Source organism: Fusibacter sp. 3D3, from assembly GCF_001748365.1.
In the GTDB taxonomy this organism is placed as follows: Bacteria; Bacillota; Clostridia; order Peptostreptococcales; family Acidaminobacteraceae; genus Fusibacter_A.
In genome coordinates this window covers 64,055-84,842 of sequence record NZ_BDHH01000002.1, presented here as the reverse complement: position 1 = coordinate 84,842, position 20,788 = coordinate 64,055, and the positions used below count along the sequence as shown (strand labels likewise).

The window sequence follows — 20,788 nt, the reverse complement described above, 5'->3', positions numbered from 1 at the left end:
TTAGAGTGTCAAAAGTCAAAAGTTGAGCAACCCTCTACCATATGATGTTGTTTACGAAAAGTACGCGATAGTGCATGTGGTTGAGGGTTTATGCGAAACTGACTTGTGACACTCTAACCATAGTTAAATTTTTAGAGTCTAATGAAATAAAGGGTTAGTGGAGGCATTATGCAAGATATTAATATACAGATGATTGAAAGTATCGTCAAAAAAGTCATCGAGGAACAAATGAATCAATCACAAAAACAACATCGTGTTGTGGATAAAAGTGGTGTCATTGGCATTAAGGCTGAAAAGATCAAACCTGAACCCTTTGACACTGGAAAAGCGGGCGATAAAGTCTTTTTAACCGATTTGTACTCACTAGATGAAAGTCCAAGACTCGGTGCTGGGATTATGGAAATGGAAGATACGACCTTTGATTGGACGCTTAATTATGATGAAGTGGATTATGTGATCGACGGTACACTTGAAATCATCATAGACGGCCGTAAAATCGTGGGGAATAAGGGGGATATTATTCTAATCCCTAAAAACACGAAAATTCAGTTTTCTACACCAAACTTCTGCCGATTTATGTACGTGGTATATCCAGCAAACTGGGCAGAACAAGCATAAAGGAGATGGCATGATGAACAAATTTGTTTTAGATACGGACTTGATTTCTGGCGAGGGCACTATAGAATATATCCGAACACTGCCTCTTAAGAAAGTTTGCATCGTCACCGATACGATGATGGTGAAACTGGGCATCGTAGATCGCGTGACTGGGCATCTCAATGCAAGTCGCATTGAATATAAAATATTTGATCGCGTAGAGGCAAACCCTTCACTTGAAACCGTTAATCTAGGACTTCATCATATTATTGATTATAAACCAGAGGCACTTATTGCAATAGGTGGCGGTTCCGTTATAGATGCCGCAAAGGCCATTATCTATTTTTGTATCAAAACAAAAGAAAGTTTGCTGGATAAAACGCATATAACGAAACCGATATTTATCGCAATTCCCACCACCAGTGGCACAGGGTCGGAGGTGACGGCGATCTCTGTTATAACAGATTCTAAGACGCATACTAAAATTCCTTTAAAAGATGCGTTGATGTTACCAGATGTTGCTATATTGGATTCCAGTCTCACCCTTTCAGTGCCTAAACCCATCACAGCGGATACGGGGATGGATGTCATTACACATGCAATTGAAGCTTATGTGGCCACGGGTGCTAACCGATTTACCAATCTCTTCGTGGAAGAAGCCATTAAGCTTGCTTTTAACAATCTTTTGAAGGCCTATTATAATGGCAATAATAAAATTGCAAGGCAACACATGCACGATGCTTCTTGTATGGCGGGTATAGGGTTTAACAACGCAGGCCTAGGGATTAATCATAGCCTTGCACATGCGATTGGAGGCCATTTTGGCGTAAGCCATGGTCGTGCCAATGCGATTTTACTGCCCTATATCATCGCTTTCAACTCGGGTTTAGAAGATGGACTTGTGCACGAGTTTGGAAAACCCTATGCGCAACTTGCCAATTTGATTCGTGTTGAGAGTGAAGAGATGACGGTTAAAATAAAGAGTTTGATCGAGGTTATTAAGCAGTTTAATAAGAAGATGGAGATTCCAGAAACGTTTGAAGCTTATGGCATTGATCCAGAAGCATATTATAAGGCAATTCCAGAAATGGCACAAAGTGCATTTGATGATATTTGTACCACGACCAATCCGAGAATTGTGACGTTAAAAGTACTTGAAAAGAGATTAGAACAGGCATTTAGAGGACGTTAATTTAAGGGCTGTCCACAAGCAAGTCGGTTGTGGACAGCTTTGCTGTTATATGTAACCTGCTGTCAGCAGTTACACGTGGACAGAGCAAAGTCATTGTATATTATTCGTTTTTGCGATAGGGGGAAAATTCATGTTTAAAAATATTAAACTCGTACATAGAATTATAATGATGGCTGTGGTCATTGTTGTCATCAATCTTGTACTCCAAGCAAATCTCATTCTAAATATGAAGTCAAAAGATTTGCTAGAAGCCACTATAAAAGCAGAGTATTTATCGAGTTCACAAGCGGCGCTTTTTTCAGAACAGATGACTCATATTGAGTTTGTTGTGAAAAATTTTTCAGAGGAGTTTGCCATGCTCATAAAAAAGGGCAGACTTGAGCGCTCTGATGTGCTCGAACTCTTAAGTGAAAGCTTAAAAGAAAACAAGCAAATTGTAGGGCACGGTGTAGGCTTTATGGCGAATGCATTTGATCAGAAAGACAATGAATTTAAATTCCAAAATGCAATGGGATCAGATGAGCAGGGGCGGTTTTTGCCCTATATTACACTTTCAGATGGCAAAAATCCAGTAGTGGAGCCACTTGTGGGCTATGATATCCCTGGAGATGGCGATTGGTACATCCTACCGATGCAAACGGGAGAGTCTATCGTAACGGAACCTTATCTCTATCCTGTGAATGGTGAGGAAGTGCTGATGTTCACGATATCCTATCCCATTAAAATGGACGGGAAGCCTATAGGCGTTGTAACCGCAGACATTGAACTCAACGAAGTTCAAGGGATATTGGAACAAGAAACACAAAAGAACCTAGAAGGCATGAATGCCCTTATGGTGACAGGGGCTCAAAATGTTGTTGGCTCAACGATTGACAAGGACTCAGTGAACAGCAATTTGTCTGAAACCCTTTTGTTTCAGAACATGAAGCGCCATACGCAAGAATCTTCTTATTTTGAATACGTCCAAGGGTTAGAAGGACGACAGTTGATCATACGCACCCCCGTTTCATTTTTTAGCGAAAAAAAAGAGTGGCAACTCATCCATTTTGTGCCTGAAAGTGTCATTTATCAGGCTTTTAAAAAAAATCTTGCTTTTAATTTGATGGTGTTAGCGGGTGCACTTTTGCTCATAACGTTTATCATATTTTACATTCAAAGCAGTATTAAAAGACCCATCAATCAGCTCATGCAGGTGATAGATCAAGTGGCAAAAGGAGATTTGACAAAGCAATGTGCTTTAAATTCAACAGATGAGCTGGGGCAGCTAGCCCATAATTTTGATCAGATGATTTTAAAAATGAGACAGCTTATTGGCAATGTGCACAACTCAGCTGAGGTGGTGGAAGAGAGTGCGGGTAAAATGATAAAAATTTCGGATCAAAGTGTGCTGTCCATAACAGATGTGACCACCATCGTGAGTCAGATTGCTGAGGCCAATTTAAAACAGTCAGAGGACATAGAGGGCATCGTTCAAAAGACATCAATCCTCAGTGAGATGATTGATAGGACCTCACAGACCATCAATGAAGTGGTTCGCATATCCGATCAAGCACAAGGCATTTCAGCTGAGGGGGTTTTAATCCTAAGAGAACTCGATGACAAAACTGTGACGACAAAATCACGTTCAAAGGAAATCGCAACGGTGGTTGAAGATGTAAATCAAGCTGTAAATAGTATTGACCAAATTACAGCGATTATTGAAAATATAGCATCTCAAACCAATCTGCTGGCTTTAAATGCCTCCATCGAAGCGGCAAGAGCAGGTGAAGCGGGAAGAGGCTTTGCAGTGGTGGCGGATGAGATCCGTACTTTAGCAGAACAGACAAGCAAGGCTACTAAAGATATCAAGAAGGTCGTTGAGGAAGTGATTTCTAAATCGGATGATGCTGTGATTAGTGTGAGCCTCGTTGGAAGTGCTCAAGAAGAACAGTTCCAAATTATTAAAAAATCAATCGAAATATTCAATGAGATCAATCAGGCGATCTTGCATATGACGGATAGGATACTTGCTGTAGGCAACAGTGCGGGTACAATAGAAACAAGTAAGGATGAAATTTTAGATGCCATTACGAATATTTCGGCGGTTTCAGAAGAAACCACAGCAAGCACAGAAGAAGCCACTTCAGCGATGATCGAGCAGAAAAATGGCATCGAGAATCTCAATGAATATGGGAAAAAACTCAGTAATTTAACCTTAGAGCTCAATAATGCCGTCAATCAGTTTACAGTTTGAGTATAGCGATGTTTTCCCTAGGTGAGGTATAGTGGGAAGGGCTCAAGTCTGTTATACTAAAGGCAACAACCCTTAAACGCATTAGACTTAAATCTGGAGGCTATTATGAAATCGGAATATATAAAACTGGCGGCGTATCTTTCAAAAGAAGATCATCTAAACGTATCCGCACTTGAAGAGAGATGCCTTAAAGAAGGTGTTTCACTTAAACTTGAATTGGATTATAAACGGACTATTTCTAAAGAAGCAAAGCAAAAAGAGAGGGCACAAAACGCATCGGATGCGTCCCCTTTAGTTAGAGAAAAAATCAACGAATTTATGTATTATGTTGAAGACGAATTGGTGGGATACATTGGCATATGCGGTTTTGGTGGCATTGGAAGTCAAATTGAAGTCAATGGTATGGTCCATCCAGATTATAGACGAAGAGGCTATTTTAAAACCCTTTTTGAATATGTGAAAGATGAGTTTCATAGAAGAAATTCACAGGCGATGCTGCTTCTAAGCGATCGAAAGTCATTTGAAGGTCAAGCCTTTATCAAAAACACAAATGCGGCCTATAAGCATACAGAATATGAAATGTATTTAGAACAAACTGTTTTTAATGCCATTATTAAAGAGGGCAGATTTAAAGAAATTGAGGATCGCGGGCTGCTATCCATAAGAAAAGCATCCAATGCAGATGCTCAGGAAATTGCAAGGCAAAATGTTATTTATTTCAAAGAAGAATTTGATCTTGAAGCGGATGAGACCATGCCTTCTGATCCAGCAGATCTAATGATGCCAGAAACGGAAGAACAACGTGGCATGACGATTTATATGGCCAAAACTGGGGAAGCTTTATTCGGTAAAACCCATTTGCAATTATCTGAGGGATTAGGCGGCATTTATGGACTCGGTGTACTTCCAGAATATAGAGGAAAGGGTTATGGCAGATGGCTTTTAATGAAATCTGTGATGCAACTGCTGGATTCAGATGCAAGTCGAGTGATGCTACAGGTGGAAGCGAATAATGCCAATGCCTTAAATCTTTATACATCCTGTGGATTTGAACCGACTTCTACGATGGATTATTATAGGATAAATCAGAGCAAATAAGCCTTATGGATTTGCTTCAAATTTAATTAAAACGGATTTTACGGCTTTAACTTGATTGAACTTATATATAAAAAATTGCCTGTTAAACGATGTTTAATTGGGCAATTTTTTTTGAGAAAATAGTTTGATTTAGGTGCGGTTTCTATTTTTATCGGCATACATTCTTTTATCGGCTAATCGCATGAGTTCAGACTTTGACATGGAATCGCTCGGAAAAGAAGCAATACCATAGCTAAAACTGCCTTTAAATTTATATTCATCGGAATCGAATTCAGTATTTTCAAATAATTTTCTGAATTTATCGACATATGCTTCTATTTGAGGTGTATCCAGTAAAGAGATTAAGCAGGCGAATTCATCGCCCCCAATCCGGGCTAGGGCATCTGGCATGTCAAAATTTTGAATGAGCATGTCCGCAAAGGATTTAAGATATAAATCACCACTGTGATGACCAAATTGATCATTTATCTTTTTTAAATGATCAAGGTCAAAAATAATTAAGGACATAGAGATATTTGAAAGTTCAGCGATGTTGAGCTTATCCGTTAAAACCGTGTCGAAATAACCCCGATTCATTAAGCTGGTCAAACTGTCATATCGAGATAATTTTAAGGTAGTGCGAGTCAGTTCAAATATGTGGTAAAATAAGGGTAATTCCTCTTGAATGAATCTTGCGGCAATTAAGTCAATTTCATCAAATATACGATTGCGATTACTGTCTAAAGAAATGAGCCATTTGATTTCATCATTGAAATAAAGCGGAATGATAAGTGACGCATGTACTTTGCTGTTTTCAATGTCATTGATAATGTATGGTTTAGACATGCCAACGCGATTGTCCTTTCTTAAAAAGAGATTTTGACGTTTGGTCTTTAAAAGTGTGGTTTCGTTTTCAATATAACCTGTGTTTGTCAGAATGGACAAGGTTTCTGAATCATCAAATTTGAGGACGACTGCCTCATCTAAATGCGAGAGCACGGATGGAAATTCTCTGAGGATTTTGTTGAAGAAGGACGCTTCATTTTCAAATTCCATAATGGTTTGATTCATCCTCCAAAAGATATCTCTGACATTTTGAAGTATCTTTTCTTTCTTTTCAATGTTTTTCTTTTCTGTGATGTCTTGAATGATACCGACTAAGCCCACTGTCTCACCATTTTCATCGACATGAGCAGCTTTGCTAAAGATAACATCTCGATAAGACCCATCTGCATATTTCACCTTGGATTCATAAACTTGATGTCCTTTTTGTGCCATGAGCTCTAAGTCTGCTTTATGATAGATGTCAGCAAGTTTTTTTGGAGAAATTTCAAAAACACTTTTATTAAAAACACTGCCTTTATCAGCACCGATATACTCTAAAAAGGCAGTATTACAAAACTTATAAAGGCCTGCTCTATCCTTATAAAAGATAGGGTTAGGGAGGGCCTCCATTAAAGATTCAAAAAAACTTAAATCATTTGAAAGTGTTGACTTAGCCATGTAGTCGGTGGTCACATCGAGGATGGTCCCAATCAATTTGATCTTTTGACCTTGATCATCATAAATCACCTCACCATTAATTCTGACCCAACAAGGTGTATTTTTCAAATTGAGAATGCGATACTCTTCCTGTGGGAGTATGCCATTTTTCAAAGCAATAGCAATCGATTCATTTAATAGTTGTTGGGATTGTGGGTGAATTAATGTCGTGAAGATATAATCAAAATCATCATTGAAATCTTCTTTTTTATAACCGGTAATTTCGAAAACTTCATCGGATAAAGTCACTTGATTTGTAATAAGATTCCACTCCCATATACCGAGTTTAGTCATTTTAATAGCGCATTTTAAGGTTTCTTCAATTTCACATTTTTGTTTTAGGAGTGCGTTTAAAACGCGGCAACTTTTACAATTGGGGTTCAGCGTATATTTTTTTGTCATAATAAGCACTCCTTTGGAATCATTATAATCCTATTATACCCTAGGTTTTTTTGGAGAATCAACAATAGTGGCGATTATATGGTGTTTGGCATTAGTATGAAAAATAAAAGCGTCATCAAGCACCGATCGATAGAGATTAGGGTGATTAAGGACGCTTTCTAATAGATTTTATAATCGCGATGCGGACAATTTTCGGTATCCGATTACTGCTGCACCAATGGCACCAACAAGTTGTGCCTTTTCATGTGTATGAACAGGCACACCAAGGTGTTTTTCAAGGCTGATTTTTATGCTCTTGCTTTGTGCGAGGCCGCCACTAAAGAAAATGGGGGCATCCCTATTTAGCCTTTTGACGAAATGTGCAGAGCGTTCACAGATAGAATCTAGAACCCCCAGTGCAATATCTCCAGGGTCAATGCCTTTTGCCAAGAGGCTGATGACTTCACTTTCTGCGAAGACGGCGCACATGCTGCTGATTTTAACGGGTGTGTGTGAGGTAACGAGATCATCTAATTCCAATAAGTCCTTGTGTAGTGTTCTCATCATAACTTCTATAAATCGACCTGTTCCAGCGGCACATTTATCATTCATTAAAAAGTCAATGACATTGCCTTTAACATCGAGTTGGATCACTTTGCTATCTTGTCCCCCAATGTCGAGCACTGTGGTTGTATCCGCATTTAAAAAAGCGGCACCTGCGCCGTGACAGGTGATTTCTGTGATGCTCTGTTTTTTAGAGGAGAGCAGATCGCGGCCGTAGCCTGTTGTATAAACGGGGATGTGCTCATCATCACCACTTAATTTATGAAGCGCCAATTGTAGATTTTCCATGGTGCTTTTGGGATTATAGCTCGTTGGGACTATAAGCGTATGTGTAACGTGTGTACCATTGAAAATAACCCCTTTTGTCGTTGTTGAGCCAGAATCGATACCCATGATTTTCATGATTAGAGCATCTCCACAAATGCAGCCATACGTGTGTTAAGTTGACCGATGTCGGCTGTTGAATAATCGGTTTCAACACTCATGTAAGGTATAGTCTTGGAGGCATTTACAAATTTTTTTATGCTGATGGTCTCAATGGCATAAGTGTGACATGCTTGTAGAATCACATCGATAACACCGTCTACTTGATATTCATCTATAGAGCGGTCGAGTAAAGCCACTCGATTTGGATTTGGTGTCATACAAGAACACCCAATAGAAAGGTATTTCTTTGCAAGTGCTTCATATACATCAGGTTCATTTTCATCCACGAGATCCTCAATGGCTTTTGCGCCCATACAGTTTTCAAAGAAGACGACTTGTCCCCCATTATCTTCAATTGCTTTAACAATTTTTTCTGTCACGCCACCAATTGGACAGCCTGTAACGAGAATTCTAGGTTTGCGCTCCAGTTTTTCACCTGCTTCATAAGCCGCGAGAACACGATCGGTGAGTGCCTCGATTTCGTCAATATTGGCTTTGCGATCAAATTTAAAAGTGGTTCCATAGAGCACTTTTAGAATATCTGTACCCGTAATCGCAGGTGGGTTGAGTTTTCCAAGACCATAAAATCGTTTTAAAGCGCGTCTTTCAAAATTTTTAAGGACGATGGCTTCTCGAATTTTTGTCTCTGTGATTTCCACATTGAATTTTTCTTCAAGCAATGATTTAAGTCTTATAATTTCATTTTTCCAAAGCGTAAAGGCATCCTCTGATTGTTGTGTATTAGGCAACTGCATTACGTGGACGGGTTTAAACTCTGCCATATGCTCATACATTTTTTTCTTGCCATCACAAGTTGTCTCCCCTACGACGATGTCTGAAAAATAAAAGTAAGGACATTTATCTGTTTTGCCAAAGCCATAACTCGATTTAATTAAAGGGCACAAGTTTCTAGGCAGTTCTTTTTCTGCTTCGGGAATGGTTTCATCAGATGTCGCACAAAGTGATACAACTACCGCGCCCATCGCTAAAGGCAGTTCTTGCGGCATGTATGTACAAAAGGTACCTACCATTGGAATGTTTTGTTCTTTTAAGGCTTTTGCAGCGATAAAACCGTTTTTTCTTGCATCTGCAAATTGATCGAAAATTTCGGGTAAATTTTTTCTTAATGACATGGAAGCCTCCTAATTTTACAATTCTTATAAGAAAAAAAATGTTCTGATAGCAATATCATATAGCATTGAAATTCCAATGTCGAATGAAAGATACACACTATAAAAAAAAATTATAAATAGAAGCTTAATATAAAAAAAAGTAATGATTTTTATTCAAAAGCATCAAGAATGGCAGTTCTTGCAATCATCAATTTTTTTGAATGACTAATTCAGAAATAGATGGTATTGTAATATTAGAAAAGTATTTAGGTGGTCGAATGAAATTGTTTAAGATGTATAGAGGATCTGCAAACTAAAAATAAAAAATAGATGACAAAGTGATCAAAATGTCAGGAAGGAAATCGTATGGGAAGCTTACAGAATTACTTTGGCGAAATTGCCGCATTAGCCACAGCACTATGCTGGGCAGTTACATCCACTTCATTTGAGCACAGTGCTAAAAAAATAGGCTCTATGAACTTGAATTTATTGAGATTGTTAATTGGACTTGTATTTTTATCCGTTTTTACAGGGGTGACAAGAGGTTATTTGTTTCCAACAGATGCCACGCAATCCGAATGGTTTTGGCTTTTGTTATCAGGACTCGTGGGCATTGTAATTGGAGATTTGCTCTTATTTGAGGCATTTGTGCTCATTGGATCTCGAATCTCTATGTTGATTTATGCCAGTGTACCACCGCTCAGTGGGATTATGGCATTGATCTTCCTAGGTGAAAAGATGACGCTGTTACAAGTCATTGGGATGATGATTACTTTAGCAGGGATCGCATCGGTCATATTAATCACAGAGAAAGGCAGTAAGAAAGTGAGCTTTTCACATCCGCTAATGGGAATTCTTCTCGCATTTGGGGGCGCATTTGGTCAAGCGGCGGGGTATATTATCGGTAAATTTGGAATGGCAAGCTATGATCCTTTTGCAGCGACTCAAATTAGGCTTGTGGCGGGAATCATCGGGTTTGTGGTCATCTTTACCCTTAAAGGACACTGGCCCAAATTTAAAGCGTCATTAAAAAGAAAAGATGCACTTTTATCACTCACCATAGGCTCGTTTTTTGGACCCTTTTTAGGGATTTCTTTATCGCTTTATGCGGTGCAAAAGATCAATCCAGGTGTGGCATCTACTTTGATTTCCATAACGCCGATCCTCTTAATTCCATATGCATTCTTCGTAAAACACGAAAAAGTAACCGCGAAAGAGGTTATCGGTACTTTTATAACACTTGCAGGTGTTGGGGTGATGTTTATATAACCCTTGGGGAGATGACCCCCACTTCTCAAAGTGGGGGTCATCTCCCTAATTCAGCGGGAGTTTCACTCCCGCTGAATGCAATCCGATAGGATTGCGCAAGGGTTACGAAGGTAGCGCAGCGGAATGAGTATACAATGCGAGTGATATTGGTAAGTATTACCATAACAACAATGAGTGTTGAAGCCTTTCGTGTGAAAATTTTTAATATGGTGACTGACGTAACTGAAAAATATACTGCAATCCGCTTTAAGGAAAATGATACAAGTGATGCATTAAGTAGAATAGAGCAGTGGCATTCATACTATTATCCCGACTATATCCCCGAAGGGTATGCGTTAGTAGAGGCTAAAGGTTCAGGTGCATTAAAGATAATGTACTTCTCGAATGGAAGCAATGATCGGATTGAGTTTTCACAGGCATCAATAGATGCAAACTTACAAGTTGATACAGAAGACGCTAGCATTGAAGACATTGAAATTAATGGAATGGCGGGTATATTTGTTGAAAAAGAGGATCTGAGTATACTGCTCTGGGCAACCGATACGGATGCATTTTATATTTTAGGGACTTTAGACAAAGAGACATTTTTAAATATTGCTGAAAATTTGGAATTGAAATAAGAGTTAGAGTGTTAAAATTCAGTTTCGCACGAACCCTCTACTATATGCTGTATTGCGTATTTCCCGTAAACGACATCATAAGGTAGAAGGTTGCTCAGCTTTTAGATTTGACACTCTAACCATATATGAAATTAAAAATTACTTTTATGAAATTAAAAATCGCTTTAGCCAAAAGTAATACTCTAAAAAGGAGCTGTTACAAATCTAAAAAATTAGATGAGCAATAGCTCCTTTTCTATAAGTCTTGACAATCGTAAACGGTAAACCACCAGAAACCCAAAAAGGTGTCGGATACCCCAAACGGAAGTAACGCCTAATTTGACAGAACAAATGTAGCAAAATGAACGGATACAGTAAAGCTCAAGGGAGTTGCTTCCCCAAAAAGTGTCTGACACCGTTATCTATGACACCGTTATCTAAGTTCTATTCAAATTTTACCTAAATATGTTAGACTGTAAAGAGTACCTGTGGGAAAATCAATTGTGAAACTGTGAAATAAATAAAGGAAGAAGAGGTTTTATGTTAATATTTTTAATGCATCTAGACACTAAAGAAGAGAGAGATACTTTGGAAAAACTTTATCTCAAATACCACAATCAGATGTTTTACATAGCTCATGAAATATTGAAAGACGGTCACGAATCACAAGACGTTGTTCAAACTGCTATTCTGAAAATGGTCAATTATATAGACCGAATCGACAGTGTTGATTCAGATAAGACAAAGTTCTTGATACACACGATTGTAAAAAATACTGCAATTGATCTCTATAGAAAAAGAAAGAGAAATACAGTGGTTGAAGCAGAAGTATTTGAAGATTTACAAGATACGAAGAATTTGCCTTTAGAGGATATGGTAATCAAATTAGGCGAGGCAAAAATAATTTCAGAAAAACTAGCTGAAATAAAGGCTGAATACGCGGATATACTGGCTTTAAAATATTATCATGAATTTGATGATCAAGAAATTGCTGAAATACTAAGTATATCACATGAAAATGTACGTGTAAGATTGGTTAGAGCCAAAAAGACTTTAAAAAAATTGATGTTGTCAGAAAAATCAACAGATTATACATACGGAGGGCTGTGTAGAAATGAAATCTGAACACGATGATGAGAAGGTGCTTGAAGGGTATTATGCTTATATTGGAAAGCATCATGTGGAAAATAGCGTTAAGGTGTTTGATGATCTTAATGAAAAGAGGAGTTGTACAGCGTATCCAGATGAACTTCACTCTTGGTTTAATGCCTATTTAAGTGAGCAAATAAAAAAAGAACAACGCAATAAAGATAGAGTAAGGATGAGCACATTTTCAAAGCGTGTCGCTGTTTTCTTACTTATATTTGTCACGGGTATTGCCATAACAACGATGAGCGTTGAAGCCTTTCGGGTGAAAATTTTTAATATAGTGACTGAAGTGACTGAAAAATATACTGCAATTCACTTTACGGAAAATGATCTCAATGGGGCTTCAAGTATTATGGCGCAGTGGGATTCGTACTATGAGCCTCAGTATATCCCTAAGGGGTATGCGTTAGTAGATGCTAAAGGTTCAGGTACGTTAAAAATAATGTACTTCTCAAATGAAAGCAATGATCGGATTGAGTTTTCACAAGCATCAATTGATGCAAATCTACAAGTTGATACAGAAGGGGCTAGCATTGAAGATATTGAAATTAATGGTGCTGCGGGCATATTTGTTAAAAAAGAGGACCTGAGTATACTGCTCTGGGCAACCGATAAAAAAGCATTTTATATTTTAGGGACTTTAGACAAAGAGACGTTTTTGAATATTGCTGAAAGTATTGAATTGAAATAAGTTTTTTAAAATAAAGTGTAACAAAATCGCCTTTCAGACGTTATATAGGTTATGGAAGGAGGTGAGAGAGATCAATCGAATATTAAAAAAACGATTGGTATGGGCTATTTTACTATTAGTATTAGTGAGTAACGGCACGATACCGAATTATGCAGGAAGTGACGAAATGTTTGATGAAGGCATTGTAAAAGTATCTGGTATTCAACTTAAGTTTGTGAATATTTCAATATTTCAAAATGTGATTGATATTTCAGATAATGGAAAGGTTTCGATAAAATCGAATTTGAGTTCACGAAATGTAAATAGTGTCGAAATTGAGGCCTGTTTGCAGCAGCTCAGAAATGGTAGTTGGGTGACTATGAAGAAATGGTCCAATATATCAATCGGGTCGAATTTAGAATTAGAAGGAAACTGTTATGTAGTCAAAGGATACGAATACAGGCTTGTTTCAACTGGGAAAGTAGTTAATAAAAATTTTGAAATGGAGCAAACCATATTTATCAGTGACTCTAAGTATTATTAAAACAAAAAGTGCGATCATTATTATGCGATCACTATTAATGGAGGAAAATCATGAAAAAGAAAAGAACAATTTCAATGTTATTGATTTTAATGTTGATATTTAGTAATTTATCGATGGCAACTGAAAGCGTTAAAAATGAATTAAGCGAAGAACTTGACTTTTCAATGACTCTTGATGAAATGTCATCAGAACCAAGTATCGGTGTTGATCGTACAAGTGGATCTTCAATAAATCAGTCAAGAAGTGAGAAAGGACAGTTTGACCTAAAATTAGAAAAAGGTACAAATGAGGAATCAAAAGTAACAGGAACTGTTATAATAAATGGAGAAAGCTATAGCGTAGAAGCTACAGGAGAAGTTCTCTTATACGATGTACTTAGTGAAGCAGATTTTTCTAAAGGTGTTTTTACTGGACACGTATATGACCGTAATGGTAAAGCAGAAGAAGTTATTTTCGATCTGAGTTATGATGAAAAAAACAAAAGAATGGCAGCTTCATCGATGACGATCGGAGTACTCACAGATACAAGCGAAGATCCAATAATGCTTTCATTCGGGACAATAGATGTTGAATTAAATAATGCTTTTTATGAAAAGTATATCTTAAACAACAATACTTCGAGGCATGATAGTATTGATGAATCCAAAATGATTGCTCCAAGTGCACAGGTAGTTGAAACTTCAAATTATCAATTACAGGCTTCTGGTAACAATAGAAATCTAGTTTATCTGGCAGGTTTTCATGCGCCACAAGCTGAGGCGGGAGACCCAACCAAGATGTGGATTCGCTCTTGGACTAATAAGACGAATATTAACAACTATTTTGCAAGTCAATTTAATACACCATTTCTTCCTAATTCAGTTGCTGTAACAGAATCCTATTTAACGATAGAAAATCAAAGCTATTGGCAGAGCTTTGATCAACTTCCTAGCAATAACATAACAATTTTTAATATGGTTCTTCCATTGGTTACATCGAATGGTGCATTGAGATTTTTAACGTTACCGATCACGACTTATTCTACAAAGTGCAATCCAGCTGGATCCCCATTCGCAAATAAGGTGGACTGGGTTTTCAAAAAAGCTATGGGAACTTACTGGAATACAGATGCTAACTCGAGTTCACCATGGTATGAAAGTAATAATGGATTTGGAGCAGAAAGTCTATTCACATATCAAGCAAGTATTAGCGGTAATATATATAAATATGCTAATTTTAGTGGTGGCTTCAATTGTAGCGCAGTTACCAATAATGGGATATATACAACAAAATATCTCAAGATTACTCATAGTATTGGCTCATCAATTCTTGTAACACCATAATAAACTTTACTTACAGATGTTTTACAATGCTGAGTTCGTACTATTTACCTGAAATACAAAAGGAGAGCGTAATGAAGAAAAACAAAACACTCAAAATATTGGGCGTCATTGTCTTATTGATTGTCTTACATCTGTGGGAGTATAGTCTCTGTGCAAGAAAGCTCTATGCATATTCTTATGAGACATTATCCCAACAATTAAGAGTCGCAACGAGTTATTATTTGAGAAATGGCCAAGAGGATATTGGTGAGCTTGAAAACAATCTATTGGAACTAGATGTAGCTGTTAGCTACAGAGTATTTTCCATGTTTCCTAATAGAACTCATTTGCTTTATGAAAAATTTGATTCAGTGACTCGACAGTTGGTAATGAGAACGCTAATGCCTGAGGATATACCCTATTTCTATGACGTATTAAATAAAATTAGTATTGAAGTGAGTCACTTGGTTACAAGTTATCAGGTCAATAATATCAGCGAGGCTCAATATGACAAGATTACAAAGTTATTAGATGAACTTCTAGAGATAACGACAAAAGTAGAGATAGAATAAAGGTGTCGGATACCCCAAACGGAAGTAACGCCTAATTTAACAGAACAAATCTAGCAAAATGAACGGATAATGTAAAGACCAAGAGCGTTACTTCCAAAAAAAGTGTCTGACACCGTTATCATGTGACACCGTTATCATGGACAAATCAGTTAAATTAAAACCCTCAAAATCAAAAACAGTAGTGCTACAAACAAATTTATAAGTAGAATATCTAACAAAATCAAATCAACTGTGAATTTAAAATTTAAAAGAGAAGGAAAAATAAAGTTATGAAAAAAATAATTCTTATAATGCTTGTCATATTTTCAACAATGATGCCTGCATTTGCTTCAGATTCGACTGATTTGAACACTCAAAATAATCAAGGAATCAAATATCATGATGAACTTTCAGCTATTTCTGATTATGTATCAAAATCTGACAAAAAGAGTAACGAAACAATTTTTTATGATTATAGAAAAGACCCTGAGTTTGTTAAGAAGTACACACCGGATAAGACTTTTTTAATTGAACATAGTTCTTATACAGAAGTCGTTGATAACAATCTAGATGTTATGAGTTTATCCTCTACAGGAACTCTAGTGAGTACGTATGAAACGAAAAGTTTTACCAGAAATGGTGACGTTGTAACAATAACGTTAAAACTTAATGCTTATAGAAAATTAATTGGAAGTACCTATTTCTATAATCCAAATTATTTCAAAATATCTTGGACAACTTCAGACCCAATTTATGATGGTGATGGTGCAGTATTTGATAGTGCAACATATGATACACTATCAGAAGGAATAAACTATGATGATTCGAGATACATTGAGCAAGATTGCAGATCATATTCATACAATCCATATTATGGAGCAGAATCAGGTTATGCCCAAAACAATTCTGTAAGTGATTATTACCTTTCAAACTCATTTCAAAATGGAACACTCATAGATGTTAGTAGATATAGTATTACATGGGCGAATGGGTTAGCATATAGTACAGAGACTTTCTATGATTGGATTTATGGTTGGGTAAATGGATTAAACAATTAAGGAGGGAAAAATGAAGAAAAAATCATTACAATTGATTCTTATTTTCACAATAATTATTTCAATTATTGGACAAAATTCATATGCTTCAGGTGATACAGGTCATTCAGAAGCAATAAATAATTTATTAAAACACGATTACGTAATTACTCATGAAGAAGATAAAACTTCTGATGCAAAATTGAATTATACAAAAAGTAATGATAACATTGAGGTTGAGGTTATATCTGTAAAAGAATATGAACTAGTAAAACCAAATACATCAGGAGGAATAATGATGTATTCAGCTTCAGCAAGTCCGACATCTGTTACAAGAGTAAAAGAAATTACTCAGAGGGTTAATGGTGTGAATGTAACAGTATCTTCATCAATGCAAGCACTAGTGATTGATGATGTATTTTATTATGTAAACCCTGAGAAATTTAAAATTTCATGGCAAACCGATAACTCACTTTCAGATGGTGAAGGTGCTGAAGTCGATTATATTGATTGGTCAAGAAAATGTGCTGGAAAAGATTATTATAGCGGAGTATTATATACACAAATAAATGCTTCAGAAAGATTTAATTCTTCAACGGGTTTAACAGGTGACTCTACTAGCAAAACTTATAGCGGAGCAGATATGTACTTAATGGCAGATGAAGAATTGATGCCAGGTTCTGGTAATTATCAAAAACTAACTAAGTATGTTATTGCTAGTATTAGTCCGTATGGATATGGTTCGGTAACATTTACTAATTTATTTGCAGGGTGGGATTAATATTATGATGGAATTGGTAAAAAACAAAAGAGCATTGATAACTTTTCTGCTTAGTAGCATATTATTTGTTTTTATTGTTCAATACATGAGTGTCTATGTTGTTGAGCTCTCAAAAAATTATTCAAATGCTGTTATAGAGTATGAATTAGTTAGGCTTTCTATAGCATTTGTAGTTTTTGCTTATTTTCAAGTTAATGTGAAGTTTAAGTCTATTGTAAAATTAATATTCTTAATGGTTTTGTCTTTCCCAAGTATGATGACATTATTATTTTCATATTTAATTTTACCTTTTCCTGATATATTTTGGACGACGAGAACTGTAGCATCCAATATGATTTTCATTATTTTCATATATGAAATTAAAAATTACTTTTATGAAATTAAAAATCGCTTTAGCCAAAAGTAATACTCTAAAAAGGAGCTGTTACAAATCTAAAAAATTAGATGAGCAATAGCTCCTTTTCTATAAATCTTGACAATCGTAAACGGTAAACCACCAGAAACCCAAAAAGGTGTCGGATACCCCAAACGGAAGTAACGCCTAATTTGACAGAACAAATGTAGCAAAATGAACGGATACAGTAAAGCTCAAGGGAGTTGCTTCCCCAAAAAGTGTCTGACACCGTTATAAAAAATTTAGCATAGGTGAATATAATGAGATTGTCAAAAGGCATCTCAATGAGCTATATATGTGTATCCATGAGGAATTTGCCGATAATGAGAAGTTAACCAAAGCATTTGCCCTATGTAAAAAACGAGTTGAGGATGAAGGCGGAAGAATAATTAGTGTCGTTGATACTGAAGCAAGGGTTGCTTATAAATCTCCAGGTCATGCAAAAACAGGTTATAAGAATAGTATTATCACTGATGAAGACAGTGAAATAATACCATCTTATGAAGTCACGCCGTTTAATGTAAATGATGATAGACTATTGCCAAAACTAGTCACCAAGGTCGAAGAAGAATTTGCGCTCAAACCAAAAGAAGTCAGCGCCGACAAAGGTTATGCAACAACAGAAATAAGAGCTTATCTTTATGATAAAGATATTACCAGTAACATAGATTTTTATACAATATCAGAAAAAGAAAAGGAAACTTATACCTGTAGTGATTGTCAGTTCCAAGACAATGGGAATACACTTATATGTCCAAATGGCGTTGTTGTAGACGGATTCAAACTAAGCAGCAATGCGTTAAATCGTGTGTATAAAGTTAGTTCTGAGTATTGTCGCCAGTGTCCTAAACGCAATGAATGTCTTGGAAAAAAAGAAAAAGTTTATCTGGGAACATCGAAGTCATTTGTTGCAAAGGCTCGATTTGATGCAATTTTAAAAGACCAAGAACGAGTAAAAACAGAAGCTTTTCAAGAAGCGAAAAAACGAAGGTTTAAAATCGAAAGAAGATTTGCAGCCGGTGTAACAAACCATATGATGAGAAGAACGAGGTTCATTGGTCTTGAAGCTACAACAAAACATGTAGCTTTGTCAAATATTGCCGTTAATTTGATCCGAGTTATAAACCTATTGGAAAAGTCTAAGGATACGTATGCCCTTTCGAGTTAAAATAGAGAGGTTATGCACCAAATCTATGAAAAATGGACCGGTTATTAACAAGTATTTTGCTTGTGACTTGTAGATTTATCATACAAATAAGAGAAAAATGAATATTTATTAATTCGGCAAGTTAGGCTGGCAATTTACTAGACTTTTTCGGAACCTTCTCTGACACCGTTAGTACGCGGCATTTTCTTTTCGCGGGATGCGCCAGTAGTTGTTTTTGTGAGGTCGCAATTCGTTTTTTAGAGGCCATTCCGATGGTATTCTTGCTCACTGAGACATCAAGTTCAACTTTTGCTTTGTCTTCTAAAAAGCGAAGCGTCCATCTGGAGCAGGTCCGCGTGCAATTTTAATCAGTTTTTCTTCAGCACGACCATTTAGTTTTCGCCGAGCATTGTCAGATTTGATGCTTCTCTCTAGAAAGGACGTTTTATCTGCCGCCATCAATATAACGTGATGACATTATCAGCTGTATTACAAATACCAGTAGCCTTAGCACACTGTTCTTAAGTGAACTGCTTCTAACTACGTTTCATCAAGAACAATTGAAATTTGACATCTGCATTTTATTGTTCTTGTAGTTATTTTCTTTCGCATGATAGACTTTAAAATTATAAAAGATCTATTAATTGATAAATAATAAAAAAAACAAAAAATAAAATTTCTACCAAAAGACCGTATTTAGAATTTTCGACTCTTTTTTCACACCCAATTTTTTTTGGGAAAAAAAATCGCATAAAATCAATTGCCATCAAAATAAACAAACACAAAATAGCAATTGTAATAAGGGTATCTTTTGTAAAAATAAAACTTTTATTCATATGTACACCTCTTTTTCAAAAAAAATATTTATATTTGATTATTTTCTATTTTTATTATATCATATCAATTGATAATTGAAAGAAAATAATATTTATAAAATTTGAGGAGGATTCAAAATGAAAAAAACACTTTCTTTACTACTTTCCGTTATTATGCTTTTTACAGTATCAACTTCTTCTTTTGCAAATTCAAACGATACAAGTCAGAAAGTCATTAAAGTTGCAGTTAAAAGCATTTCACAAGTTAATGGTCTTGACAAAGAGCAAAGTACTTTATTAGAAGAATCACTTACCCCGATTATCAAAAAAATGAGTGTTCAAGAACAAGAGAATTTGATGAAGGAAATGAATAATTTGGAAAAGGAATATGAACTTCAAAAGAATAGTGTTTCCAAAGTATCAGTCAAAAGTTTTATTACTGAAAGCGATTTGAAGCTAACTTCATTATCTAGAAGTACAATTGATGACGCCTTTATTAGCTTTACATACGTTGGAACCGTGGTTGCTAAACAAACTGGATGGATGTTGATGTGTAATAAAGCAGGTTTAGAAGTCATTGAAACTGCTATTGCTGGTGGCGCAGTTGGAGGCTCTTTAGCAGGTATTCTAACCTACGCAGCTGGATTTACAATTACTCCATTTGGTGCGGCAGTCGCGGCAACAATAGGAACTTTTATTGCTTTTAATGTATTTTTGATAAAACTCCAATTATTGTATGGCGATATGGCAGCTATAGCAATATAACCCTTGGGGGGATGTGGGGCTGTCGGGAAATAGATAGCCAAAAAAATAAAAAAATTTAAAATTCAAAAAGGAAATCCTCCTATCAATGTCGAATAAACATAGTAGGAGGATTTTTGTACTAAAAAAGATGGTCGCGACACCACCTTAATCTCATTGCACTTTGTCTTGTGGCATTCGTAGAAAAAACACAAAAATTGCATAATTATTATAACGAATTTTTCAAATTAGGGCAACAGGTAATTCATTTTGATTTATATCAATTAAAGATTCCTAAAAAAGGTGTAGGATACCCCAAACGGAAGTAACGCCTAATTTGACAGAACAAATGCATCAAAATGAACAGATACAGTAAAGGCCAAGGGAAGTTGCTTCCCCAAAAAGTGTCTAACACCGTTATTTACTAATCATTCAACTTAATTATTTTATATTTATCAATCAAAATCATTACCTTTTTACGCTCAAATTTGAGTTCAGTTGATTTTTTTCAGTTACTTCATAGTATTTACTTGAACGAGATTAATGATCCTACACTATTCTCTCGTACGGGTGAGATGCTATCAACTGACTTAACCTCAACTTTGTTGTGCTTAATATGTATTTGTATATTTGAAGTTATGATGCAATTACTTCTTTAGATACCCTGTT

The 20,788-nt window shown here is 36.2% G+C and carries 20 protein-coding genes; 15 read left to right on the top strand and 5 right to left on the bottom strand.

What is annotated here, in order from left to right; all coding sequences use genetic code 11:
- The first annotated feature begins 168 nt into the window (after positions 1-168).
- From F3D3_RS02300 to F3D3_RS02285, 4 genes are all read left to right on the top strand, one after another.
- On the top strand, positions 169-618 hold the full coding sequence (locus tag F3D3_RS02300) for an ethanolamine utilization protein (protein ID WP_069870848.1): 450 nt from the start codon (positions 169-171) through the stop codon (positions 616-618).
- A gap of 13 nt (positions 619-631) precedes the next feature.
- Entirely contained in the window at positions 632-1,789 is a 1,158-nt protein-coding gene (locus F3D3_RS02295; RefSeq protein WP_069870846.1) for a 1-propanol dehydrogenase PduQ, read from the top strand.
- Between the two features lie 130 nt (positions 1,790-1,919).
- A complete protein-coding gene (locus tag F3D3_RS02290; RefSeq protein WP_069870844.1) occupies positions 1,920-4,022 on the top strand; it encodes a methyl-accepting chemotaxis protein in 2,103 nt (700 codons plus the stop codon).
- 105 nt (positions 4,023-4,127) lie between these two features.
- On the top strand, positions 4,128-5,120 hold the full coding sequence (locus F3D3_RS02285; protein ID WP_069870842.1) for a GNAT family N-acetyltransferase: 993 nt from the start codon (positions 4,128-4,130) through the stop codon (positions 5,118-5,120).
- A 129-nt stretch (positions 5,121-5,249) separates the two neighbouring features.
- On the opposite strand, the gene F3D3_RS02280 is transcribed toward F3D3_RS02285, so the two are convergent.
- The 3 genes from F3D3_RS02280 to F3D3_RS02270 all read right to left on the bottom strand — a co-directional run bounded on the left by F3D3_RS02280 (position 5,250) and on the right by F3D3_RS02270 (position 9,145).
- A complete protein-coding gene (locus F3D3_RS02280; protein ID WP_069870840.1) occupies positions 5,250-7,043 on the bottom strand; it encodes a GGDEF domain-containing protein in 1,794 nt (597 codons plus the stop codon).
- Between the two features lie 168 nt (positions 7,044-7,211).
- On the bottom strand, positions 7,212-7,988 hold the full coding sequence (locus F3D3_RS02275; protein ID WP_069870838.1) for an acyl-CoA dehydratase activase: 777 nt from the start codon (positions 7,986-7,988) through the stop codon (positions 7,212-7,214).
- Between the two features lie 2 nt (positions 7,989-7,990).
- On the bottom strand, positions 7,991-9,145 hold the full coding sequence (locus F3D3_RS02270) for a double-cubane-cluster-containing anaerobic reductase (protein WP_069870836.1): 1,155 nt from the start codon (positions 9,143-9,145) through the stop codon (positions 7,991-7,993).
- Between the two features lie 345 nt (positions 9,146-9,490).
- Between F3D3_RS02270 and F3D3_RS02265 the strand changes: the two genes are divergently transcribed.
- The 9 genes from F3D3_RS02265 to F3D3_RS02225 all read left to right on the top strand — a co-directional run bounded on the left by F3D3_RS02265 (position 9,491) and on the right by F3D3_RS02225 (position 17,022).
- Positions 9,491-10,393 carry a DMT family transporter gene (locus tag F3D3_RS02265; protein WP_069870834.1) on the top strand — a complete coding sequence of 301 codons (903 nt, stop codon included), beginning with the start codon at positions 9,491-9,493 and terminating at the stop codon, positions 10,391-10,393.
- 134 nt (positions 10,394-10,527) lie between these two features.
- A complete protein-coding gene (locus F3D3_RS02260) occupies positions 10,528-11,013 on the top strand; it encodes a DUF4367 domain-containing protein (RefSeq protein ID WP_069870833.1) in 486 nt (161 codons plus the stop codon).
- Positions 11,014-11,532: 519 nt separating this feature from the next.
- Positions 11,533-12,117, top strand: coding sequence for an RNA polymerase sigma factor (locus F3D3_RS02255; RefSeq protein WP_069870831.1), 585 nt, complete (start codon positions 11,533-11,535; stop codon positions 12,115-12,117).
- Complete coding sequence (locus F3D3_RS02250; RefSeq protein WP_069870829.1) at positions 12,107-12,832, top strand: DUF4367 domain-containing protein; 726 nt, start codon at positions 12,107-12,109, stop codon at positions 12,830-12,832. Before F3D3_RS02255 ends, F3D3_RS02250 begins: the two co-directional genes overlap by 11 nt.
- Positions 12,833-12,893: 61 nt before the next feature.
- Positions 12,894-13,355: a hypothetical protein gene (locus F3D3_RS02245; RefSeq protein ID WP_139131994.1), complete on the top strand. Its 462-nt coding sequence runs from the start codon at positions 12,894-12,896 to the stop codon at positions 13,353-13,355.
- Between the two features lie 50 nt (positions 13,356-13,405).
- Positions 13,406-14,677, top strand: coding sequence for a hypothetical protein (locus F3D3_RS02240; protein ID WP_069870826.1), 1,272 nt, complete (start codon positions 13,406-13,408; stop codon positions 14,675-14,677).
- Positions 14,678-14,748: 71 nt separating this feature from the next.
- Positions 14,749-15,228, top strand: coding sequence for a hypothetical protein (locus tag F3D3_RS02235; protein ID WP_069870824.1), 480 nt, complete (start codon positions 14,749-14,751; stop codon positions 15,226-15,228).
- 269 nt (positions 15,229-15,497) lie between these two features.
- Positions 15,498-16,265 carry a hypothetical protein gene (locus F3D3_RS02230; protein ID WP_069870822.1) on the top strand — a complete coding sequence of 256 codons (768 nt, stop codon included), beginning with the start codon at positions 15,498-15,500 and terminating at the stop codon, positions 16,263-16,265.
- Positions 16,266-16,275: 10 nt separating this feature from the next.
- Positions 16,276-17,022 (top strand): hypothetical protein, encoded by a 747-nt coding sequence (locus tag F3D3_RS02225; protein ID WP_069870821.1) that lies wholly within the window; start codon positions 16,276-16,278, stop codon positions 17,020-17,022.
- 186 nt (positions 17,023-17,208) lie between these two features.
- On the opposite strand, the gene F3D3_RS23975 is transcribed toward F3D3_RS02225, so the two are convergent.
- The gene (locus F3D3_RS23975) at positions 17,209-17,373 is read right to left on the bottom strand and encodes a hypothetical protein (protein ID WP_175438263.1); all 165 of its coding nucleotides are present in this window, start codon (positions 17,371-17,373) and stop codon (positions 17,209-17,211) included.
- A 338-nt stretch (positions 17,374-17,711) separates the two neighbouring features.
- Between F3D3_RS23975 and F3D3_RS02215 the strand changes: the two genes are divergently transcribed.
- Positions 17,712-18,584: a transposase gene (locus tag F3D3_RS02215; RefSeq protein WP_069870816.1), complete on the top strand. Its 873-nt coding sequence runs from the start codon at positions 17,712-17,714 to the stop codon at positions 18,582-18,584.
- 605 nt (positions 18,585-19,189) lie between these two features.
- On the opposite strand, the gene F3D3_RS02210 is transcribed toward F3D3_RS02215, so the two are convergent.
- On the bottom strand, positions 19,190-19,399 hold the full coding sequence (locus tag F3D3_RS02210) for a hypothetical protein (RefSeq protein ID WP_069870815.1): 210 nt from the start codon (positions 19,397-19,399) through the stop codon (positions 19,190-19,192).
- A 117-nt stretch (positions 19,400-19,516) separates the two neighbouring features.
- Here F3D3_RS02210 and F3D3_RS02205 point away from each other — a divergent pair, with 117 nt between their 5' ends.
- Positions 19,517-20,143 carry a hypothetical protein gene (locus tag F3D3_RS02205; RefSeq protein ID WP_069870813.1) on the top strand — a complete coding sequence of 209 codons (627 nt, stop codon included), beginning with the start codon at positions 19,517-19,519 and terminating at the stop codon, positions 20,141-20,143.
- Positions 20,144-20,788 lie beyond the last annotated feature (645 nt).

Bases quoted from the DNA above. Each gene is read 5' to 3' on its own strand.
- F3D3_RS02260 (WP_069870833.1), top strand. From the start codon at position 10,528: ATGCGAGTGATATTGGTAAGTATTACCATAACAACAATGAGTGTTGAA.
- F3D3_RS02300 (WP_069870848.1), top strand. From the start codon at position 169: ATGCAAGATATTAATATACAGATGATTGAAAGTATCGTCAAAAAAGTC.
- F3D3_RS23975 (WP_175438263.1), bottom strand. From the start codon at position 17,373: ATGAAAATAATGAAAATCATATTGGATGCTACAGTTCTCGTCGTCCAA.
- F3D3_RS02295 (WP_069870846.1), top strand. From the start codon at position 632: ATGAACAAATTTGTTTTAGATACGGACTTGATTTCTGGCGAGGGCACT.
- F3D3_RS02205 (WP_069870813.1), top strand. From the start codon at position 19,517: ATGAAAAAAACACTTTCTTTACTACTTTCCGTTATTATGCTTTTTACA.
- F3D3_RS02270 (WP_069870836.1), bottom strand. From the start codon at position 9,145: ATGTCATTAAGAAAAAATTTACCCGAAATTTTCGATCAATTTGCAGAT.
- F3D3_RS02255 (WP_069870831.1), top strand. From the start codon at position 11,533: ATGTTAATATTTTTAATGCATCTAGACACTAAAGAAGAGAGAGATACT.
- F3D3_RS02210 (WP_069870815.1), bottom strand. From the start codon at position 19,399: ATGAATAAAAGTTTTATTTTTACAAAAGATACCCTTATTACAATTGCT.
- F3D3_RS02215 (WP_069870816.1), top strand. From the start codon at position 17,712: ATGTGTATCCATGAGGAATTTGCCGATAATGAGAAGTTAACCAAAGCA.
- F3D3_RS02225 (WP_069870821.1), top strand. From the start codon at position 16,276: ATGAAGAAAAAATCATTACAATTGATTCTTATTTTCACAATAATTATT.
- F3D3_RS02290 (WP_069870844.1), top strand. From the start codon at position 1,920: ATGTTTAAAAATATTAAACTCGTACATAGAATTATAATGATGGCTGTG.
- F3D3_RS02265 (WP_069870834.1), top strand. From the start codon at position 9,491: ATGGGAAGCTTACAGAATTACTTTGGCGAAATTGCCGCATTAGCCACA.
- F3D3_RS02250 (WP_069870829.1), top strand. From the start codon at position 12,107: ATGAAATCTGAACACGATGATGAGAAGGTGCTTGAAGGGTATTATGCT.
- F3D3_RS02280 (WP_069870840.1), bottom strand. From the start codon at position 7,043: ATGACAAAAAAATATACGCTGAACCCCAATTGTAAAAGTTGCCGCGTT.
- F3D3_RS02285 (WP_069870842.1), top strand. From the start codon at position 4,128: ATGAAATCGGAATATATAAAACTGGCGGCGTATCTTTCAAAAGAAGAT.
- F3D3_RS02240 (WP_069870826.1), top strand. From the start codon at position 13,406: ATGAAAAAGAAAAGAACAATTTCAATGTTATTGATTTTAATGTTGATA.
- F3D3_RS02230 (WP_069870822.1), top strand. From the start codon at position 15,498: ATGAAAAAAATAATTCTTATAATGCTTGTCATATTTTCAACAATGATG.
- F3D3_RS02275 (WP_069870838.1), bottom strand. From the start codon at position 7,988: ATGAAAATCATGGGTATCGATTCTGGCTCAACAACGACAAAAGGGGTT.
- F3D3_RS02235 (WP_069870824.1), top strand. From the start codon at position 14,749: ATGAAGAAAAACAAAACACTCAAAATATTGGGCGTCATTGTCTTATTG.